Source organism: Actinoplanes couchii (genome assembly GCF_016862075.1).
Classification (GTDB): Bacteria; Actinomycetota; Actinomycetes; order Mycobacteriales; family Micromonosporaceae; genus Actinoplanes; species Actinoplanes couchii.
The window spans coordinates 33,747-51,825 of record NZ_BOMG01000114.1; the positions used below are offsets into that span (position 1 = coordinate 33,747).

The 18,079-nt window shown below is 69.3% G+C and carries 18 protein-coding genes; 10 read left to right on the forward strand and 8 right to left on the reverse strand.

Annotated features, from left to right (window positions below; translation table 11 throughout):
* The first annotated feature begins 38 nt into the window (after positions 1 to 38).
* Complete coding sequence (locus tag Aco03nite_RS45490; RefSeq protein ID WP_203808075.1) at positions 39 to 518, forward strand: SRPBCC domain-containing protein; 480 nt, start codon at positions 39 to 41, stop codon at positions 516 to 518.
* Complete coding sequence (locus Aco03nite_RS45495) at positions 515 to 865, forward strand: ArsR/SmtB family transcription factor (protein ID WP_275415976.1); 351 nt, start codon at positions 515 to 517, stop codon at positions 863 to 865. Before Aco03nite_RS45490 ends, Aco03nite_RS45495 begins: the two co-directional genes overlap by 4 nt.
* Before the next feature lie 106 nt (positions 866 to 971).
* Here Aco03nite_RS45495 and Aco03nite_RS45500 read toward each other — a convergent pair whose 3' ends face one another.
* From Aco03nite_RS45500 to Aco03nite_RS45510, 3 genes are all read right to left on the reverse strand, one after another.
* Complete coding sequence (locus Aco03nite_RS45500; protein ID WP_203808076.1) at positions 972 to 2,336, reverse strand: stress response protein; 1,365 nt, start codon at positions 2,334 to 2,336, stop codon at positions 972 to 974.
* Positions 2,337 to 2,527: 191 nt separating this feature from the next.
* Complete coding sequence (locus Aco03nite_RS45505) at positions 2,528 to 3,544, reverse strand: hypothetical protein (protein WP_203808078.1); 1,017 nt, start codon at positions 3,542 to 3,544, stop codon at positions 2,528 to 2,530.
* Between the two features lie 139 nt (positions 3,545 to 3,683).
* Positions 3,684 to 4,331 (reverse strand): carboxypeptidase-like regulatory domain-containing protein, encoded by a 648-nt coding sequence (locus Aco03nite_RS45510; protein WP_203808080.1) that lies wholly within the window; start codon positions 4,329 to 4,331, stop codon positions 3,684 to 3,686.
* A 378-nt stretch (positions 4,332 to 4,709) separates the two neighbouring features.
* Between Aco03nite_RS45510 and Aco03nite_RS45515 the strand changes: the two genes are divergently transcribed.
* Positions 4,710 to 7,505 carry an FAD-binding and (Fe-S)-binding domain-containing protein gene (locus Aco03nite_RS45515; RefSeq protein WP_239145972.1) on the forward strand — a complete coding sequence of 932 codons (2,796 nt, stop codon included), beginning with the start codon at positions 4,710 to 4,712 and terminating at the stop codon, positions 7,503 to 7,505.
* Between the two features lie 52 nt (positions 7,506 to 7,557).
* On the opposite strand, the gene Aco03nite_RS45520 is transcribed toward Aco03nite_RS45515, so the two are convergent.
* Positions 7,558 to 7,818: a hypothetical protein gene (locus Aco03nite_RS45520; protein ID WP_203808084.1), complete on the reverse strand. Its 261-nt coding sequence runs from the start codon at positions 7,816 to 7,818 to the stop codon at positions 7,558 to 7,560.
* Between the two features lie 32 nt (positions 7,819 to 7,850).
* The gene (locus Aco03nite_RS45525) at positions 7,851 to 8,048 is read right to left on the reverse strand and encodes a hypothetical protein (RefSeq protein WP_203808086.1); all 198 of its coding nucleotides are present in this window, start codon (positions 8,046 to 8,048) and stop codon (positions 7,851 to 7,853) included.
* A 156-nt stretch (positions 8,049 to 8,204) separates the two neighbouring features.
* Between Aco03nite_RS45525 and Aco03nite_RS45530 the strand changes: the two genes are divergently transcribed.
* The 3 genes from Aco03nite_RS45530 to Aco03nite_RS45540 all read left to right on the forward strand — a co-directional run bounded on the left by Aco03nite_RS45530 (position 8,205) and on the right by Aco03nite_RS45540 (position 11,391).
* Positions 8,205 to 9,416, forward strand: a complete 1,212-nt coding sequence (locus Aco03nite_RS45530; RefSeq protein WP_203808088.1) for an RNA-guided endonuclease InsQ/TnpB family protein — start codon at positions 8,205 to 8,207, stop codon at positions 9,414 to 9,416.
* A gap of 63 nt (positions 9,417 to 9,479) precedes the next feature.
* Positions 9,480 to 10,208, forward strand: coding sequence for a DUF7674 family protein (locus Aco03nite_RS45535; RefSeq protein WP_444978846.1), 729 nt, complete (start codon positions 9,480 to 9,482; stop codon positions 10,206 to 10,208).
* Positions 10,201 to 11,391 carry a hypothetical protein gene (locus Aco03nite_RS45540; protein ID WP_203808092.1) on the forward strand — a complete coding sequence of 397 codons (1,191 nt, stop codon included), beginning with the start codon at positions 10,201 to 10,203 and terminating at the stop codon, positions 11,389 to 11,391. The genes Aco03nite_RS45535 and Aco03nite_RS45540 overlap by 8 nt, the downstream gene beginning before the upstream one ends.
* Here Aco03nite_RS45540 and Aco03nite_RS45545 read toward each other — a convergent pair.
* The 3 genes from Aco03nite_RS45545 to Aco03nite_RS45555 are packed head-to-tail and all read right to left on the reverse strand — an operon-like array spanning position 11,375 to position 13,083.
* Positions 11,375 to 11,698 (reverse strand): hypothetical protein, encoded by a 324-nt coding sequence (locus tag Aco03nite_RS45545; protein WP_203808094.1) that lies wholly within the window; start codon positions 11,696 to 11,698, stop codon positions 11,375 to 11,377. The two genes, Aco03nite_RS45540 and Aco03nite_RS45545, sit on opposite strands and share 17 nt — an antisense overlap.
* A 15-nt stretch (positions 11,699 to 11,713) precedes the next feature.
* On the reverse strand, positions 11,714 to 12,721 hold the full coding sequence (locus Aco03nite_RS45550) for an FAD-dependent monooxygenase (RefSeq protein WP_203808172.1): 1,008 nt from the start codon (positions 12,719 to 12,721) through the stop codon (positions 11,714 to 11,716).
* Positions 12,722 to 12,765: 44 nt separating this feature from the next.
* Positions 12,766 to 13,083, reverse strand: coding sequence for a hypothetical protein (locus Aco03nite_RS45555; protein WP_203808096.1), 318 nt, complete (start codon positions 13,081 to 13,083; stop codon positions 12,766 to 12,768).
* A gap of 30 nt (positions 13,084 to 13,113) precedes the next feature.
* Here Aco03nite_RS45555 and Aco03nite_RS45560 point away from each other — a divergent pair, with 30 nt between their 5' ends.
* The 4 genes from Aco03nite_RS45560 to Aco03nite_RS45575 all read left to right on the forward strand — a co-directional run bounded on the left by Aco03nite_RS45560 (position 13,114) and on the right by Aco03nite_RS45575 (position 18,069).
* Positions 13,114 to 14,103 (forward strand): maleylacetate reductase, encoded by a 990-nt coding sequence (locus Aco03nite_RS45560; RefSeq protein ID WP_203808098.1) that lies wholly within the window; start codon positions 13,114 to 13,116, stop codon positions 14,101 to 14,103.
* Complete coding sequence (locus Aco03nite_RS45565; RefSeq protein ID WP_203808100.1) at positions 14,100 to 14,975, forward strand: hydroxyquinol 1,2-dioxygenase; 876 nt, start codon at positions 14,100 to 14,102, stop codon at positions 14,973 to 14,975. Before Aco03nite_RS45560 ends, Aco03nite_RS45565 begins: the two co-directional genes overlap by 4 nt.
* Positions 14,976 to 15,011: 36 nt before the next feature.
* Positions 15,012 to 16,247: a cation:proton antiporter gene (locus Aco03nite_RS45570; RefSeq protein WP_239145973.1), complete on the forward strand. Its 1,236-nt coding sequence runs from the start codon at positions 15,012 to 15,014 to the stop codon at positions 16,245 to 16,247.
* A gap of 580 nt (positions 16,248 to 16,827) precedes the next feature.
* Positions 16,828 to 18,069, forward strand: a complete 1,242-nt coding sequence (locus Aco03nite_RS45575) for a L,D-transpeptidase (protein ID WP_203808104.1) — start codon at positions 16,828 to 16,830, stop codon at positions 18,067 to 18,069.
* Positions 18,070 to 18,079 lie beyond the last annotated feature (10 nt).

The following is an 18,079-nucleotide window of genomic DNA, read 5'->3' on the forward strand; positions in this document are numbered from 1 at the left end:
GTAACGTCATGCGCAACCAAAGGTTGCAGGAGGATCTGATGGAATACGGAAGCATCGAGCGCACCATCTACGTCGACGCGGCGCCGGAGATCGTGTTCGACGTGGTCAGCAAGCCCGAGCACGTCCAGCGCTGGTGGCCGGACGAGGCGGCCTACGCGCTGACACCGGGGGAGCCCGGGCACATCGTGTTCGGCGCGGACAGCAAGTCCTGCTCCACCGGCGACGGCGCCAAGGTCGAGCAGTTCACCGTGGTCGACGTGCGGCCGCCGCGGTCGTTCTCGTTCCGGTGGAACCACGCGGTGGGGGAGACCGCGGCGGCCGGCAACTCGTACCTGGTCACGTTCGACCTCACGCCGGAGGGCGGCGGGACCATGCTGCGGATGACCGAGTCCGGGTTCCGCGAGCGCGGCTGGAGCGAGGTCGTGGTCGCACAGAACCACCGTGATCACGAGAACGGCTGGGACCACTTCCTGCCGCAACTGGCCCCCTATGTCGCGTCCCTGCACGTCACGCCGTGATCGTCGACGACGACCTGTGGCAGGCGATCGGGGATCCCACCCGGCGCCGCATGCTCGACCTGCTGCTGGCCGACAACGGCAATGGCACCGCCACCTCGCTGGGCCAGCGCCTGACGGTGACCAGGCAGGGCGTGGCCAAACACCTGTCCGTCCTGGAACGGGCCGGCCTGGTCCGCAGTTCCCCGTCCGGCCGCGAACGCCGCTACCGCGTCGACGACGCCCAGCTGGCCCGCGCGGTGGCCCAACTCTCCTCGGTCGGCGCGTCATGGGACGCCCGCCTCCAGCGGATCCGCTCCCTGGCCGAGGAGATCAAACACCAGGCCGAGAAGAAGCCACCCTCCCGGTGAGATCACCCGCCGGGGTGTGAGCCCACCGTCCGGGCGGACACATCCACAAGGCGGGCGATCACGCCCTGGTCGTGGGGCCGAGCGGCCCCACGACCAGGGCGAAGCTTCAGGCCGCGCCCTGTTCGACTGCTGAGGCGGCAGGTTCCGGGGCGTCCTGGGATGACAGCGCGGTGGAGACCAGGGCCGCCGCAACCGGCTCCGTCTCCTCGGCCGCGCGCATTCTGGGCGGGGCCGGCATCCAGGGCTTCAGGTTCTGGATCACCTGGGCGTAGAAGTCGTCGATCGCGTCCAGGACCGAGTCGATGAACGCGCCGCGCCCCCGGCCGCGCTTCGTGCCGGCCGTCGAGGTCAGCGCCACCCGGAAGGTGCGCAACTCCTTGGCCGGGTCGCCGATCAGTGCCGCCGGGTTGTCCCGGACCACCCTCAGCAGTTCGGCACTGCCCGCCCCGCGGGCGTGCGCGGCCCAGGACTCCAGGCGCACCGTCTCCGGCGCGTCTCTCAGCTGGCGGACCAGCCAGTTCACCCGGGTCGTCGGCCGGCCTTCGCGGGGCGCCTCCACATCGACATGGCAGGTGATCCGCGCGGCACGCAGATCCGCGGTCACCGACAGCGTGCCCACCGCGCCCGGGATACGCAACGATGCCGTCATCGTGCTGGTCGTCGCCAGCTGACCGACCAGCGCCTGGGTACGGACCAAGGGCTCGGTCTGTTCCCGGCGGGTCAGCGCGGGGACGACATCGGTGCCCAGCTGCCGCCCGAGGCGCAGCCCGGCGTATCGGACCAGCGCGTCGAACCGTCCGGCCGCCTCGGGTACCGTCGCGTCGGTGGGGCGCAGGGTTCCCGCGCTGACGGATTCCCGGACCGGTACCCAAGAGGGGCCCATGTCGCTGAACTCCAGCGCACCGGACTTCGGGTGTTCCAGGTAACGGATCAGCTCACCGAGGATCCACGCCTGGTCCGGGTCGGCGACGCCCCGGTACTCCTTCTGCAGCACGGCGACGGTCAGCACCTCCGACCAAGGGATGTGGTGCAGCGCCACCTTCTTCAGCTTGCGTTTGTCGACCCGGGTCGGATGCTGCCCGGCCATCGGGGGGATCTCGTTCGAGATCGTGATGAGCGCGTCGAAACCCTGCTCCTTCGCGATGTCCAGGTAGCGCTCCAACTGCTCGGCCTGCAACTCGTTGGTACCGGTCTTGACCTCGACCAGCGCCGTCCACTGGCGCTGCCCACGGGCCACCCTGATCAGACCGTCCGGGAACGACTTGCCGTCACCGAGAGTGAACGGAACTTCGATGAAGGTCTGCACCGTTCCGGCGGGCGCGCCGTAAGGCTGTGTCAGTGCCCGCCCGAACTCCCGGACCGCACTCATCACCGCGAGCAGCGCCGATGTCGCCCGGCGTTCCTGTTCGTCGGCGCCGTTGATTCCGGAGGTCGGAATCAGTCGCGCGGCGTGCCAGCTCTCTTCCGCCATCACCACTCCTCGTCACGAGACCTCGGCGAAACCTACATCGCCGACGGGGTGCGAAGTGGCTGGTCAGGACCGTCGATCGGACGAGACTGAGGGGCCGAGTCGCTGCCGTCCACTATGAACGGAGGAAGGCTTCCGGATCGTCGAAGGGGCCGGGCCGGCCGGACCTGGGATCCGGCCGGCCCGGGGACTGGTCAGCTTCGTTTCACTTCCAGGCTTCCCATGCCGCCGGTGGCCTCGATGTCGAGGGCCGGGCCCTTGCCCAGGTCGTCGTTGCCGAGGACCGCGCCGGGGGCGGTGCCGCCGCTCGCCTTGCCGTACAGGGTGACGTTGCCGGCTCCGGCCCGGACGTACACCCTGGTGGGGATGCGGACCACGGTGTGGATGGCCCAGGAGCCGACGCCGCCTGTCATCCGGACCGGGACCACGCCGGCCAGCTTGCCGAGGAACAGGTTCATCGATTCGGCGCCGCCGTCCAGGTCGATCCGGGACACCGTACCCTCGGTGCTGTCGAAGTTGAGGGTCTTGACCCCGGCGCCGAGGCTCAGGTGCCAGACGGTTTCACGGCTCAGGGCGACCTCGACCGTGCCGGAGTCCGTCGATTTGACGTCGACCCGCAGCACACCGCCGGAGAAGGTGGTCTCCGCGTCGACGGCGGCCCCGTCCGGCGAGGTCACCCGGTAACTGTCGCCGTCCAGATCCATGATCCGCACCGACAGCACGGTGACGCCGGAGACGAACTCGAACCGGGCGCGTTTCGGGGCGGCCGGCGCGGTGGACGCCGACGGCGACGGGGAGAGCGACGGGGACGCGGCCGCCGGTGGCAGCGAGAACGAGAACGACGGTGACGGCGACGCCACCGGGATCGGGTCGAGCTGGATCGGGCCGGTCGGTGCGGCCACCGGACGGGCGGCGATCTCCGAGTTGGCCAGCGGCCGGGCCAGCAGCACCGTCCCGAAGACGACGAGCAGGGCCGTCATTCCGGTGAGGACGACCGGGCCGCGCACCCACGACCGGTTGCGCTGATCGTCCGGGTCCTCGTGGGCGACGCTGTGCGCGTTCGGTGGGAGGAGCGCGGTGGGGGAGTCCGGCCAGTACTCGGCGATGTCCGGCCAGGCGATCCGGGCCCGTTCCTCGTGTGCTGCGTGCCTCGGGACCGGCTTGATGTAACCGGCGATCCGCAGCTCGGCGCGCTGCTGGCCGTCCTTCACTCGCGTCTCCTCGGGGGCGCGGCGAACCGCTGCAAAACGGTTCAATGATGGCGATTCATGAGGAGAGTACGGTCCCGGAGCGTTTTGATCAATCGACCGGTGTCCCCGAAGGGACACCGGTCGTCGTCCATCGGTTCACTCAGAGTAGTTGATCATCCACTGTGGCGGTGCCGCCGAGGGTCAGGACGATCTCGTCGGCCTCGTCCCACGACGGTTTCTGGTGGGCCCACTGGACCCGCCCGTCGGCCAGATGGAACGAGATCTTGACCGCGCCGGGGGCGAGCTTGTCGAAACGGTAGCCGCCGTCGGCGTCGGTGGTCGTCCACAGCTCGAAGGCGTAGGAGGTGAGCAGGCTGACGCGCGCGTTCCCGACCGGCGCCCCCGCGGCGTCGGTGAGGCGCCCGGTCAGCGAGGCGGCTTCCAGCAGGCTCTCCCTGATTCTTTCGGTACGCCCGGCGCGCACCGTGTGCCGGGTGGCGTCGGCGAACTCCAGCACCTGCGGCGAGTACTGCCGGTAACTGCCGTCGACAAAACTCACCACGTACGAACTGCCCGGCGGCACCCGCAGCGACCAGCGCCCGGCCGTGTCGGTGGTGGTGTACCAGGGCCGGGCGGTCTCCGCGTCGTCGACGGTGACCGGGATCCCGGCGGCCGGCGCCCCGGAGGAGGTGGTGAGCTTCCCGGCGATGACGCCGGTCGTGGGGGCCGCCACGGCGGGTGACATGACGGCGGTGGCCGCCACGAATCCGGCCACGAGCGCGCCGGTGATGATTCTGCGGATCGACACTGCGGTGTTCCTTTCGGTTCGTGTGATGCGGCGAACACTAAAGGTTGACCATGTGACACGGTTCCGCTGTCACGAGGCGCTGGCACGAACCCGGTAGCTCCTCATCGGACGTTGAGTTTCCCCTCATCAGGGGGCCTCGAAGTGGTAATCCACCGGATGTGGAAGCCGCGCGCGGCGTGTGTCGTGCGGGCCCGGGTCCCCGGACGGGATGGGTGGTCCGGCGGGGGCCGAGCGGGCCGGGCGAGTGATCTCACAGGGTAAACGGCGGTTTGCCAGGGGTCCGGAGGGGCGGATTACGATGACGGCGACGTCCGAAGCAGGTTCACCGCTGCACGCTGCCCGAGGCGGACCAGCACGAAAACAGCCTTGGAGATCCGCGTGACCAGTGCCGAACTGATTGCCGGCCTGCGCCGGGCCGGTGTGACCGACATCCTCACCGACGCGGCGCACCGGTCGGCGTACTCCAGCGACGCGTCCCTCTACCGGGTGGTGCCGCAGGCGATCGTCCGGCCCCGCCACGACGAGGACGTGCTGGCCGCGCTGAGCGTGAGCCGTGAGCTGGGCATCCCGATCACGGCGCGCGGCGCGGGCACCTCGGTGGCCGGCAACGCGATCGGGCCGGGGCTGATCCTCGACTTCAGCAAGCACATGAACCGGGTTCTCGAGGTCGACGGCGAGGCGCGGACCGCGCGGGTGCAGGCCGGTACCGTGCAGTCGGTGCTGCAGGCGGCCGCGAAACCGTTCGGGCTGCGGTTCGGGCCGGACCCGTCGACACACACCCGCTGCACCATCGGCGGCATGATCGGCAACAACTCGTGCGGGGCGCGGACGCTGGGGTACGGGCGGACCTCGGACAACACGCTGGGTCTGCGCGCGTACACGATCGACGGCGACGAGCTGGTGACAAATCCGCTCAAGGGGGCCGAAAAGGTCACCGAGGCCCTGCGGTCGCTCGTCGGCGACAACCTGGCCACCGGCCGGACCGAGTTCGCGACCTTCGGCCGCCAGGTCTCCGGGTACGCCGTCGAGCACCTGCTCCCGGAGAACGGCTTCAACCTCACCGAGTTCCTGGTCGGCAGCGAGGGCACCCTCGCGGTGATCACCGAGGCCACGGTCCGGCTGGTCGCCGACCCGGTGCACCGCACGATGATCGTTCTCGGATACCCCGATTTCGGTACGGCCGGGGACGTCATCCCGAAGATCCTGGAGTTCAAGCCGACCGCCTGCGAGGGCCTCGACCACCGCATCTGCGACGTGGTCCGGTCCCGCCGCGGCCCGAACGCGGTCCCGCCCCTGCCCGGCGGCACCGCCTGGCTGATGATCGAGGTGGCCGGCGACGACCTGGACGAGGTCCGGGACCGGACGAAACGCCTGGTCGACGCGTCCGAGGCGATCGACCACCGGATCGTCGAGGATCCGGCCGAGGCCGCCCCGCTGTGGAAGATCCGCGAGGACGGGGCCGGACTGGCCGGGCGCGCCCCGAGCGGCCTGCCCGCGCACGCCGGCTGGGAGGACGCCGCGGTGCCGCCCGCGCGGATCGGCGCCTACCTGCGCGACTTCGACGAGCTGACCGCCCGGCACGGGCTGTCGATCATGCCGTACGGGCACCTCGGCGACGGCTGTGTGCACGTCCGGCTCGACTTCCCGCTCGACAAGACGGACGGACCGGCGCTGTTCCGGGCGTTCCTGGAGGACGCCGCCGACCTGGTGGTCAGCTACGGCGGCTCGCTCTCCGGCGAACACGGCGACGGCCGGGCCCGTTCCGAGCTGCTCAGCCGGATGTACTCGCCCGCGGCCATGGACCTGTTCCGGCAGATCAAGGGCGTGTTCGACCCGCGCAACCTGCTCAACCCGGGCAACCTGGTCGACCCGGATCCGGTCGACGCCAACATCCGTGTCTCCCAGGCGCGCAAGGTCACCGTTCCGTTGGCGCTCGCGTACCACGCTGACGGAGGAGACTTCAACCAGGCAGTTCACCGCTGTACGGGGGTGGGCAAGTGCCGGGTCGACACGCGGGTGCTCGGCGGTGTCATGTGCCCGTCGTTCCTGGCCACCAAGGACGAGAAGGACTCCACCCGAGGGCGGGCGCGTGTCCTCCAGGAGATGCTCGACGGAGACCTGGCTCCGGACTGGCGCTCTCCCGCCGTACACGATGCGCTGGATCTTTGTCTGTCCTGTAAGGGTTGTGCGTCGGACTGTCCGACCGGGATCGACATGGCGGCCTACAAGTCCGAGGTCATTCATCAGAGTTACAAGGGGCGGGTGCGGCCTCGGTCGCACTATTCGCTGGGGTGGTTGCCCCGGTGGTCGCGGATGGCGTCCCTGATGCCGGCGGTGGCGAACATGGCGACCCGGTTGCCGGGGGTCAAGGGCGTGGCGTTGTGGGTGGCCGGGGTCGACAAGCGCCGGAATATCCCGAAATTCGCGCCGAAGACGTTCCGTTCCACCTTCAAGCCGGTGCATACCGACAAACCGGTCGTGCTGTTCGTGGACAGCTTTACCGATCACTTCTCGCCGGACATCGCCCGCGCCGCCGTGGACGTGCTGGTCGACGCCGGGTACGCGCCGCAGATCGCCAGCCGGAAAGCCTGCTGCGGCCTCACCTGGATCTCCACCGGCCAGCTCGACGCGGCCCGGCGGATCCTCGGCGGCACCGTCGCCGAACTGCACGAGTCGGTCAAGAAGGGCATCCCGATCGTGGGCCTGGAGCCGTCCTGCACCGGGGTGCTGCGGCAGGACGCGGTCGAACTGGTCGACAACGAGGCCGCCAAGGCGGTCGCCGAAGCGACGATGACGGTGGCCGAGCTGCTGGCGGCCACTCCCGGTTACACCCCACCTTCCCTTGCGGGCGTACGGGTGATCGCCCAGCCGCACTGCCACCATCACGCGGTGATGGGCTGGGACGCCGACGCCAAGCTGCTGAAGAAGGCCGGCGCCACGGTGAAGCGACTCGGCGGCTGCTGCGGCCTGGCCGGCAACTTCGGCGTCGAACGCGGTCACTACGAGGTGTCGGTGCAGGTCGCGGAGCAGCAGTTGCTCCCGGCCCTGGAGAAGGCCGAGGACGGCGACGTCTTCCTGGCCGACGGCTTCTCCTGCCGAACCCAGGCCGACGACCTGGCCGGCGTCTCCGGAGTCCACCTGGTCCAGCTGCTCCAGGAACGGATCCGCCGCTGAGCCCGGTCGTGGTCCGGGGATTTCGCCGATTCCTGATCCGTCCCGTCGCCGTCTAATCGGCGGCGGTGGCGGTCGGGAGGGGTGTGGGCCTGAGGATGTGGCTGAGGGCCTGGGTGAGGATTGCGGCGGCGTAGGCCCAGAACAGCACGTTTGCTGTTGCGGAAATCGGATCCCACGGGCCGGTCCAGGCCTGGTGCATGGCCTGTGCCTCGGTATCTCCGTTGCCTGTGGTCCACGGTAGGGGGAGTCCCAGCGTCACCGTCCACACCGTGTCGCAGCAGGTCTGGCGTAGTGGGGTCAGCATTCCTGCCACCAGGCCTGCCGCGCCTACTGCCGCTCCTGTGATCAGGGCCGGTCTCGGGGTGGGGTTGGATTGCGGGCCTGGGCCAGCAGGAGGATTCCGCCGAGAAGCGTCACCGTGGCGAAGAGGGTGATGTGCCAGTCGGGCTCCGGCTCGGTGATGTTGATGCCGCCGGTGTACAGACCCAGTGCTACACCGGCCGCGCCGGTCAGGAACCGGGTGCTGGTGTGGAATACGGTCATCAGAATCCTTCCGGCGATGCTCCGGCTTTCACACCAGAGAGGAAACGAATCCCTGCGGAGCAGGCCAGAGTAGCCGATTCGCCGTCACGGCGGTTCGGCATTTGTCCACAGAGACCCGGCGAATTTGATTCCGAACGGGTGTGCTAACAACTAGGTGTGACCTCGACCGTGAAACGGGCCTACCGCTTCCGTTTCTACCCGACTCCGGAGCAGGCGGACCTGCTGAACCGGACGTTCGGGTGTGTCCGTCTGGTCTACAACCTAGCCTTGGACGCCCGTAGTACTGCCTGGCGCCAGCGTCACGAGCGGGTGAACTACGCGGCGATCAGCGCGATGCTGAGCGCGTGGAAGAGGACCGAGGACCTCGCGTTCCTCAATGAGGTGTCGTGTGTGCCCTTGCAGCAGTGTCTGCGGCATCTGCAGGGTGCGTTCATCGCGTTCTGGGAGAAACGGGCCCGGTATCCGCGGTTCAAGTCCAAGCGCCGGTCCCGGGCGTCGGCGGAGTTCACCGCGTCCGCGTTCCGCTATGCGGATGGCCGTCTCACCTTGGCCAAGATGGCCGAATCCCTGAACATCGTCTGGTCACGGCCGTTACCCGAAGGACAGTCGCCGTCGACGGTGACGGTGTCGCGGGACAGTGCGGGCCGCTGGTTCGTGTCCCTGCTCTGCCAGGACGCCATCCCCGCACTGCCCGCCACCACGAACGCGGTCGGCATGGACGCCGGCCTCATCCACCTGCTCACCCTGTCCACCGGCGAGAAGATCGAGAATCCCCGCCACGAACAATCTGATCGCCGACGCCTCGCCCGCGCCCAGCGAGCACTGGCCCGCAAAGAGAGGGACTCCAGGAACCAGGACAAAGCCCGGGTCAAGGTCGCCCGTATCCATGCCCGCATCGCCGACCGACGGCGGGATCACCTACATAAATTGACGGCTCGGCTCGTGTACGAGAACCAAGTACTCGTGATCGAGGACCTGACTGTGCGCAACATGGTCAAGAACCGTTCGCTGGCGCGCGCTATCAGTGATGCCGGGTGGCGGATGTTTCGCGAGTTCCTCACCTACAAGTGTGCCTGGTACGGGCGGGATCTGATCGTGATCGACCGCTGGTTCCCGTCCACCCGGCTGTGCTCGGTGTGCGGGCACCTCGCGGAGAAGATGGCGTTGAACGTTCGGGCGTGGACCTGCGCCGGCTGCGGGGCGGTCCATGATCGGGATGTGAACGCGGCGCGGACGACTTTGGCCGCCGGGCTGGCGGTCGCGGTCTGTGGAGCTGGTGTAAGACCTCAACGGGGGAATCTCCGTGCGGGGCTGTCGGCGATGAAGCAGGAAACCCGGCGGGCGACCGCCGGAATCCTCGTCCTTTGAGGACGGGGAGAAGTCAACTATGACGTGATCGGCTGCCTCGGGTTTCGGGACTTTCTGTGGGATGTGTTGCCGGAAGCTCGGGACCTCATCCTTCAGGAAGAAGACGGAGAGTATGTCGGCACATACACGTACATGTCGGTTTTCCGGCACGTGCTGGATGACGCCGCTCGGCGCGGTGACCTTGTCCTGGTCCGCCGCTGTCTGACCATCCTTGAACTGCTGATCGCCGATGGTGACCACATGGTGCAGAGTGCGGCTCAGATCCGCGTGCTGGACAAGGACGGTCTCACCACCGAACTGCCATTCTTCTATCGGGCGTACGCCGGTCCGCTCACCCGCCGCGGTCTGGGCTACCGCGACGAGGACCTGACCTACCTTCCGCCGGATTGGCCGGTAACGCTGAGGCCGGTGCCGGACGGTCGACCGGACGTGACCGCGCAGGTGGCGCGGGCCTGGTTGTGCGAGTGGAGCGCGGAGGCCCGGGCCTGGATCATCGACGCCGAGCGGGCCGAACTCGGGCCGGATCTGTCACTGGCGGGGATGACCGCGGACCGCTACTTCGCCGCGGCCCTGCACGGGCTGTTGGATCACGCCACCGAACGGGCCGCCGCCGGTGATCCGGATCCGGTGGACGATGTGATGGCTCTGCTGACGGCGATGGTCGCGGACCCGGGTTTGGCCGGACTGGTGCACGATCGCCGTGACGAACTCGCCGGCTGCCTGGTGTTGCAGATCTATGCCGGTCGGCGGATCAGTGAACTCGAGCGGGGAACGGGGAACGACCATGGTTGAGGTGCTGCGCGGGCTGGCGGAGAATCCGGCGGTTCCGGTGGGCGTACTCCGGGAGATGCTCCGGAAATGGCCCCTGCCGGTGGCTCTCGGGATTTCCGAACGGGCGGAACTGCCCCGGGATCTGCAGGAGGAGATGGCCGAACACGAACTGCTGCGCCTGCTGGCCGCGAGTCAAGCCTGGGGTGACGAACTGCAACGCCTCACGACCGATCCTGATCAGGGCGTGGCGGCGGTCGCGGCGGGCCGGATCGCGGAACGGGAGCGTGTCATGCAGCCGGCGGATCTGCCGCCCCAGCACTGCCACGCGACCTGGGACGTCGTGCAGCGACCGTTGTCCCCGGCACTCGCCGAGCAGATCGCCGCCTCCGGTGACCTGGAGATCATCCGGTCCGTCGCCTGGAACAAGACCCTGCCGGCGCACCTGGTCGCCGCCCTTTCCCGGCATCCGGACACCGAGGTCCGGGGCGGCATCGCCGCCGGCGCGGATCTGACCGTCGAGCAGATCGCGGCTCTGGTGGCCGATGCCGCTCCGGAGGTGCGCGCCGCGGCCGCCACCCGGCCGGACCTGACCCCCGAGCAGATCGCCACGCTGGCCGCCGATCCCGTCGAGGAGGTTCGGACGAGGATCGCTGAGCACGCGTATCTGTCCGAGAACGAGCGGGCGGCCCTGGCCTACAAGGCCGACTTCGACCCGGCGGAATGGGCTCGGTCCGGGAATCCGCGGAAGCGCCGGCGGGCGGCGGAACATCCGGAGTTGCCGGCCGAGCTGGTCGCTGTTCTTGCTGCGGATTCCGATGTGCGGGTGTGGACGGAAGTGGCGCGGCACCAGCCCGGCGCTTCCGGTGAACTGCTGCTCCGCTGTTTTCTCGACGGTATGTACCGAGAGAAGCTGCTGACCCGGCCGCAGTTCCCGGCCCATGGTCTGGCTCGATTCGCCGACCATTCCGACTGGTGGGTGCGCCGCCTGGTCGCCCGGGATCCCGACGCGGATCCGGCGACGATCAACCGCCTGACCCGAGACCCCGAGATTGTCGTACGCCGGGAGATGGCTCGCTGTCCACGCCTGTCGGCCGGCCGTCTCCGCGAATTGCTCGACGATCCGGAACTGGCCGCCGACGCCGCCGCCAATCCATCACTGGACTGGCAGGCGGCATGGGAGAAGGCGACTAAAGGGCAGCCTTGACCTTGGGGCCGATGCTCCGGCCCACCTTGGTGTCGCTCAGCCCCGGCTCGGGCATGATCATCGCCTTGGCCAGGGCCTCGGCGGGCTGCTGGTGCACACCCTCCAGCACGGAGGTGGCCCGGGGGATCGACAGGTGATCGGGGCTCGGCGCGTCCGGGAACGGGCGGCCGAAGGAGACGATCCACGCACCGGCCGGGGTCTTCACCCGGCAGGCGCCGCCCATCAGCCAGAACGGCCACTCCACGGTGGCGTCACCGCGGGGGACGTCGAAGACGAGGGTGCCATCCGGCCACGACGAGAAGATCATTCATGCGGGCCCACCTTACGCGGAGCCCATCCGGGAGCTCGCGGCGACGGTCTCCTCGGTCTCGGCGCGACGGCGTTGTTCGTACGCCAGGAAAGCGTCCTTGATCTCGTCGTGCTCGCGCAGCGCGGTGGCCAGGGCGACCGCGTCCTCGATCGCCATCGATGCGCCCTGCGCCGCGGCCGGAACCGCGGCGTGCGCGGCGTCCCCGGTCAGGACCATGCTGCCGCCGTGCCAGTGCGGGGTGGTCGGAATGTCGAACGAGTCGCCGCCGACGACCCGCTCGGACGCCGCGATCAGATCGTGCGCCGGAGTGCTGTCTTCCCGGGAGGCATCCAGCGCCAGCTGACGCCAGGGGCCGTCATGAAGAGGGCCAGAGCCGGGCACCCGGGCGAACCACCAGGTCCGCCCGTCCCCGTCCGGAACGGTCAGCCCGAAGAAACCCCGCTTCCCGCGGATCATGTAGTACTCGTCGAGATCGAGCCCGGCTGGATTCCCGGGCGTGTACCCGTAGATCACGTGCTGCCCGGCCCACCGCGGTTCCGGAGCGTCCGGGTCGATCAGCCGCCGGGTCCGGGAGTGGATGCCGTCCGCGCCGACCAGCACGTCCCCGCTTGCGGTGGTGCCGTCGGCGAACGTGACTACACCGCCGTCGGCGCCGGTCATCCGCTTGCCGTGGTGCACCGGGATGCCCCGGGCGACAGCCAGTTCCTGCAGCGCCCGGTAGAGCGCGGCCCGGGTCAGTGACCGGGACGGCGCGTCGATCGGCCGGTGCCCGAGCCGCTGCCCGGTGTCGTCGAGCAGGGTCACCGTCCGGGCCGGGTAGGAGACCGCGGTCACCGCGTCGGCGGCGTCGATCGTGTCGAGCCCGGCCATCCCGTTCGGCATCACGGTCAGGAACGCCCCGGCGTCGGCGCCACCTGATTCGTGCGCTTCGTACACTGCGGACTCGATGCCGGCGTGGTGCAGTGCGAGCGCGGTCGCGGTGCCCGCGACGCCACCCCCGGCGATGATCACTCTTCGGATGGCCATGGCTCCCATGGTGCCCGATGATCCGAAACGGACCGGGTTCAGTCCTCGACGGGATAGGTCCGGTACTCGTACACGCCGGGGCGACGGCGTTCGACGACCGCCGCCACCCGGTGGCCCTCCGCTTCCCACGCGTCGTCCAGTTCCTGCCGGGCGTCGTCGGGAAGATGCTGGTAGCCGTAGTCCGAGTGCAGGAGCACGCCCAGCGCTTCCGGTTCGCACTCGTCGTAGTCGTAGATCCGGGCCTGTGACGCGGACGCGGCCGTCCGGATCAGGGCGATGATCACGGCCTGTTCCGGTTCGCGGATGACGGCGCGGTCGATACGGGACACGAACAGGGCGGGACCGAACGCTGACACCGGACCTCCTCGGAATGGATGATGGGCATCATGCTCTCCTTCACCCACGAGACGCTGCCGCAGCGGGTGGTGTTCGGGTCCGTCGACATGCTGGCCGCTGAGGTCGAGCGTCTCGGCCGGCGACCGATGGTGATCACCCGCCAGTCCGGTGACGTGCTGCCCGGAGCCGTCCATCACCGCGAGGTGGTCATGCATGTGCCGGTCGACGTGAGTAGACGTGCGGAGGCCGCCGCGCGACGGGAAGAGGCGGATGTACTGGTCAGCGTCGGCGGCGGCTCGGCCACCGGACTGGCCAAGGCGGTGGCGCTGAGCACCGGCCTGCCGATCGTCGCGGTGCCCACCACCTATGCCGGGTCGGAGGCCACCGACGTCTGGGGCATGACCGAGAACGGTCAGAAGACCACGGGCACCGACCGGCGTGTGCTGCCCCGGACGGTGCTGTACGACGCCACCCTCACCGCGACGCTGCCGATCGATGTGAGCGTCGCGTCGGGGCTCAACGCGATCGCGCACTGTGTCGACTCGATGTGGGCGCCGCGCGCCGATCCGATCAACGCGGCCCTGGCGGTCGAGGGCACCCGGGCGCTGAGCGCGGGACTGCGCGACATCCGGACACCGCAGGGCCGGGAGCAGACGTTGTACGGCGCCCACCTGGCCGCCGTCGCCTTCGCGTCGGCCGGTTCCGGACTGCACCACAAGATCTGTCACGTGCTCGGCGGCATGTTCAACCTTCCGCACGCCCAGACGCACGCGGTGGTCCTGCCGTACGTCATGCAATGGAATCGAAAGGCGGTCCCGGACCGTCTCACCGACGCTTTCGGCCCGGGTGGTCTGCGGGGTCTCCGCGAGGAGATCGGCGCACCCACCGCGCTGCGGGACCACGGCCTGCGTGAGCAGGACATCCCCGCGGCGGTGACCGCGATCCTGACGGTGGTGCCGCCCGGCAACCCGGTGCCGGTGACCGCCGAGTCCCTGACCGCACTGCTGCACCGCGCCTGGGCGGGGGAGGAGCCGGCATGACGACCGAGCAGGAGAACCGCGAACAGCAGCTGATCGAACGGGTGCTGGCGTCGTTCGACGGCACTCCCGACCCGCGGCTGAAGGAGCTGATGCGGGCGCTCACCCGGCACCTGCACGACTTCGTCCGGGAGACCCGCCTGACCGAAGAGGAATGGCAGCGGGCGATCGCCTTCCTGACCGCTACCGGGCATGCCACCGACCGGAACCGGCAGGAGTTCATCCTGCTCTCCGACGTGCTCGGGGTGTCCATGCAGACGGTCACCGTCAACAACGAGGCCCATCGGGACGCCACCGAGGCGACCGTTTTCGGCCCGTTCTTCGTCGACGGCTCGCCCGCGATCCCGCCCGGTGGTGACATCGCCGGTGGTGCGCCGGGCCGGCCGTGCTGGGTCGAGGGCACCGTCACCGACACCGCCGGGCAGCCGGTGGCCGGTGCCCGGATCGAGGTGTGGGAGGCCGACGACGACGGCCGCTACGACGTGCAGTACGACGACGGCCGCACCGCCGCCCGCGGGCACCTGCACACCGGCGCGGACGGCGGCTACCGGTTCTGGGCGATCGAGCCGACGCCCTATCCGATCCCTGATGACGGGCCGGTCGGTGAGCTGCTCGCCGCCACCGGGCGGTCCCCGATGCGGGCCTCGCACCTGCACTTCATGGTCACGGCCGAAGGGCACCGGACCTTGGTGACCCACATTTTTGTACGCGGGGACGAGCTGCTCGCCGCGGACAGCGTCTTCGGCGTGCGCGACTCGCTGATCAAGGACTTCGTGCCGCAGCCGGCCGGGACACCCGCCCCGGACGGCCGGGATCTCGACGGGAACTCCTGGTCACGGGTGTGGTTCGAGATCGTTCTCGCCCCGGCGGGCTGATTCGTCGGCGTACCGTAGGCCGTGATCCTCTGTTTGGTGGTGATCGCGGCCGTCACCGGACTGTGGTCGCTCTACGCCCGCCGCCTCGAAGAATGGAACGTCCGGGCCCCGCTCGTGATGGTCCTCGCCGGCATCGCCACCGGCCTGGTCACCCCGGCGATCGCCGCGAGCCTGGACGAGGGTGTCGCCCAGCACGTCGCCGAGATCATCCTCGCGGTGCTGCTGTTCGTCGACGCCACCGAGGTCCACGGCGGGCGGCTGTTCGGCGCCGAACCCGGCATGGCCGTGCGCACCCTGCTGATCGCGATGCCGTTGAGCCTGGTCGCCGCGGTGTGGCTGGGCGGCCTGCTGCTGCCCGCCGACCTGTCCTGGGCGGCGTTGCTGGTGATCGCGTGCGCGCTGGTCCCGATCGACCTGGCGCCCGCCGAGTCCCTGGTCCGGGACCGTCTCGTACCGGCCCGGGTGCGCGACGTGCTGAATGTGGAAGGCGGCTACAACGACGGCATCGTGTCGCCGATCTTCGCGTTCGCGCTGATCCTGGCCGGCACCTCGTCCCCGGCCGACACCCCTCTCGAAGCCCTGGCCACCGCCGTGCCGTCCGCGGTGAAGGCGGTCGGGTGCGGGTTCGCGTTCGGGCTGGGCGTCGCCTGGCTGATGAACCTGGCCGAACGCCGGGAGTGGGTGACCGGCCAGTCCCGGCGGATCCTGGTGGTCGCGCTGCCGCTGTTCACCTACACCGCCACCGTGGAACTCGGTGGCAACGGGTTCGTGGCCGCGTTCGTCTGCGGGATCGCGTTCCGGTTCCTGCGGCAGGTGGCGCCGCGCAAGGGCATGAAGGTGGTGGCGCAGACCCCGGAGCTGCAACTGCTGGAGGACACCGCGGCGCTGCTGACCGTGGGGATGTGGTTCTTCCTCGGCAACGTGGTGGTGATGACCGTCCGCGAGGGGGTCGGCTGGAAGGTCGTCCTCTACTGCCTGGGTGTGCTGACCGTGGTCCGGGTGGTGCCGATGCTGCTCGCCATGATCCGGTCCAGCACCAGTGTGCGGGAGCGGCTGATCATCGGGGCGATCGGGCCGCGCGGGACCACGTCGATCGTGTTCGGCCTGCTGGCCTTCAACGATCTGCCGTCGGGGGAGCTGGCGGACACCGCGCTGACCACGATGACCCTGACGGTGATCGCCAGCGTGCTGATCCACGGGCCGGGAGCGGTGATCATCGGACGGGTAAGTCACCACGAGTTATCCGGAAATCTGCCGTCGAAGCGGACGTGAGGCGGGCGGTCGTCGGTAGCTTCGCAGCATGGTCGCGCGCCGCAGACTGTTCGCACCGCGCCCGCCCGGACCGCCCGCCCCGCCCGGCTGCGGTCACGGTGACCAGGGGCGCGCAGCGGGTGTCCATGCCGGTCACCGTCACCGCCCCACCGCCGGGGGCCGACCTGACCCGCCGCGCCGACCGGGTGACCGCCTCCTCGTTCCGGCCGGCCGCCCCGGTGTGTGCCGGAGCCGACGGCGACCCGGACACGTTCTGGATCGACGGCACCGGATCGCACGGGCGTGACCGTTCTTCAGGATCGAGAGGTTGGCCAGGGGCAGGCCCACCCGGGAGGTCAGCTCGACCTCCGGGGTCATCCGTGTGGGCGGTGACATCGACCACCCGGCCCGGCAAAAGCGGCATCAGGGCGCAGAGTGGACAGGTCGCGGTCGATGCGGTGTATCGGATCGGATCCAGATCTGTCAGGATGACGCAACTCCATCCTTTGATCGACTCAATGGGCAACGATTCGGGCCTCGCGCACGTCTTGTTCAGTAGGGCCAGGGATGGCGCCAACGGGACCCCTCGATTGTGAGAGTCATGATTCGACGACGTAAGGTGATCATCGGCGCCGCGGGCGTGGCCGCCGTCGCCGCCACTGCCACCGCTGCCGGGTGCACCAGCACCGGCGCTGGGAAGGCGGGTGCCACCGACACCACCGCGTGGGTCGACCCGGTGGCGAACATCGAGCAGGCCAAGCCGGTCACGGTGACGGTCAAGCCGGAGGCCGGCGCGACCGGTGTCTCCCCGGTCGAGCCGATCACCGTCAGTGTCACCGACGGCACGCTCAAGACGGTCAAGGTCACCGCGGGCAAGGCCGAGATCGAGGGCAAGCTGCAGGACGACGGCACCTGGGCGTCGACCGAGGACCTGGCGTACGGCAAGAAGTACACGGTCAGCGTCACCACCGCGGACAGCGTCGGCGGCGAGAAGACCGAGGACGTCACGTTCACCACGCTGAAGCCGGAGAACACCGCGAAGGTCACCTTCCAGGCCAACGCGATGACCTCCCTCAAGGAGGGCAAGACGTACGGCGCCGGCCAGCCGGTGATCGTCGCGTTCAGCCGCGCGGTGAACAAGAAGGCGGCCGAGAAGGCCATCGAGATCACCACGTCGCCCCAGGTCGAGGGCAAGTTCTGGTGGAAGAACGACACCACGGTGCACTGGCGCCCGGCGAAGTACTGGGAGGCCGGCACCAAGATCAAGGTGGCGGTCAACATGTACGGGGTCAAGCTGGGCAAGACCACGTACGGCGCGAAGAACGCCTCGACGAACTTCAAGATCGGCCGGCAGCTAGTCGCGATCAGCGACAACCGGACGCACATGACCAAGGTCTACATCGACGGCAAACTGGTCCGGACGATGAAGAGCAGCCTCGGCAAGGGCGGCGGCACCACCGGCTCGAACGGTGAGAAGATCAGCTACTGGACCGCCGGTGGCCCGCACGTGGTGCTCTCCCTGGAGCGCAAGCACACGATGAGCTCCGGCAGCTACGGCGTCAGCGACGAGAGCGACCCGAACTACTACGCGCCGATGGTCGTGGACTACTGCACCCGGATCTCGTACTCGGGTGAGTTCCTGCACGCCGCCCCGTGGAACGGCGCGCTGGGCCGGGAGAACCGCTCGCACGGCTGCATCAACCTGAGTACCGCCGACGCCAAGTGGGTCTACGAGAACTTCCTTCTCGGTGACATCCTCGACGTCACGAACAGCCCGCGGAAGCTGCCGATCTGGAACGGACTCGGCGACTGGACGGTTTCGTACGACCGCTACGGGGACTAAGGGCCGAAAG

Bases quoted from the DNA above. Each gene is read 5' to 3' on its own strand.
- Aco03nite_RS45490 (WP_203808075.1), top strand. From the start codon at position 39: ATGGAATACGGAAGCATCGAGCGCACCATCTACGTCGACGCGGCGCCG.
- Aco03nite_RS45500 (WP_203808076.1), bottom strand. From the start codon at position 2,336: ATGGCGGAAGAGAGCTGGCACGCCGCGCGACTGATTCCGACCTCCGGA.
- Aco03nite_RS45525 (WP_203808086.1), bottom strand. From the start codon at position 8,048: ATGACCGTATTCCACACCAGCACCCGGTTCCTGACCGGCGCGGCCGGT.
- Aco03nite_RS45540 (WP_203808092.1), top strand. From the start codon at position 10,201: ATGGTTGAGGTGCTGCGCGGGCTGGCGGAGAATCCGGCGGTTCCGGTG.
- Aco03nite_RS45545 (WP_203808094.1), bottom strand. From the start codon at position 11,698: ATGATCTTCTCGTCGTGGCCGGATGGCACCCTCGTCTTCGACGTCCCC.
- Aco03nite_RS45560 (WP_203808098.1), top strand. From the start codon at position 13,114: ATGCTCTCCTTCACCCACGAGACGCTGCCGCAGCGGGTGGTGTTCGGG.
- Aco03nite_RS45565 (WP_203808100.1), top strand. From the start codon at position 14,100: ATGACGACCGAGCAGGAGAACCGCGAACAGCAGCTGATCGAACGGGTG.
- Aco03nite_RS45575 (WP_203808104.1), top strand. From the start codon at position 16,828: ATGATTCGACGACGTAAGGTGATCATCGGCGCCGCGGGCGTGGCCGCC.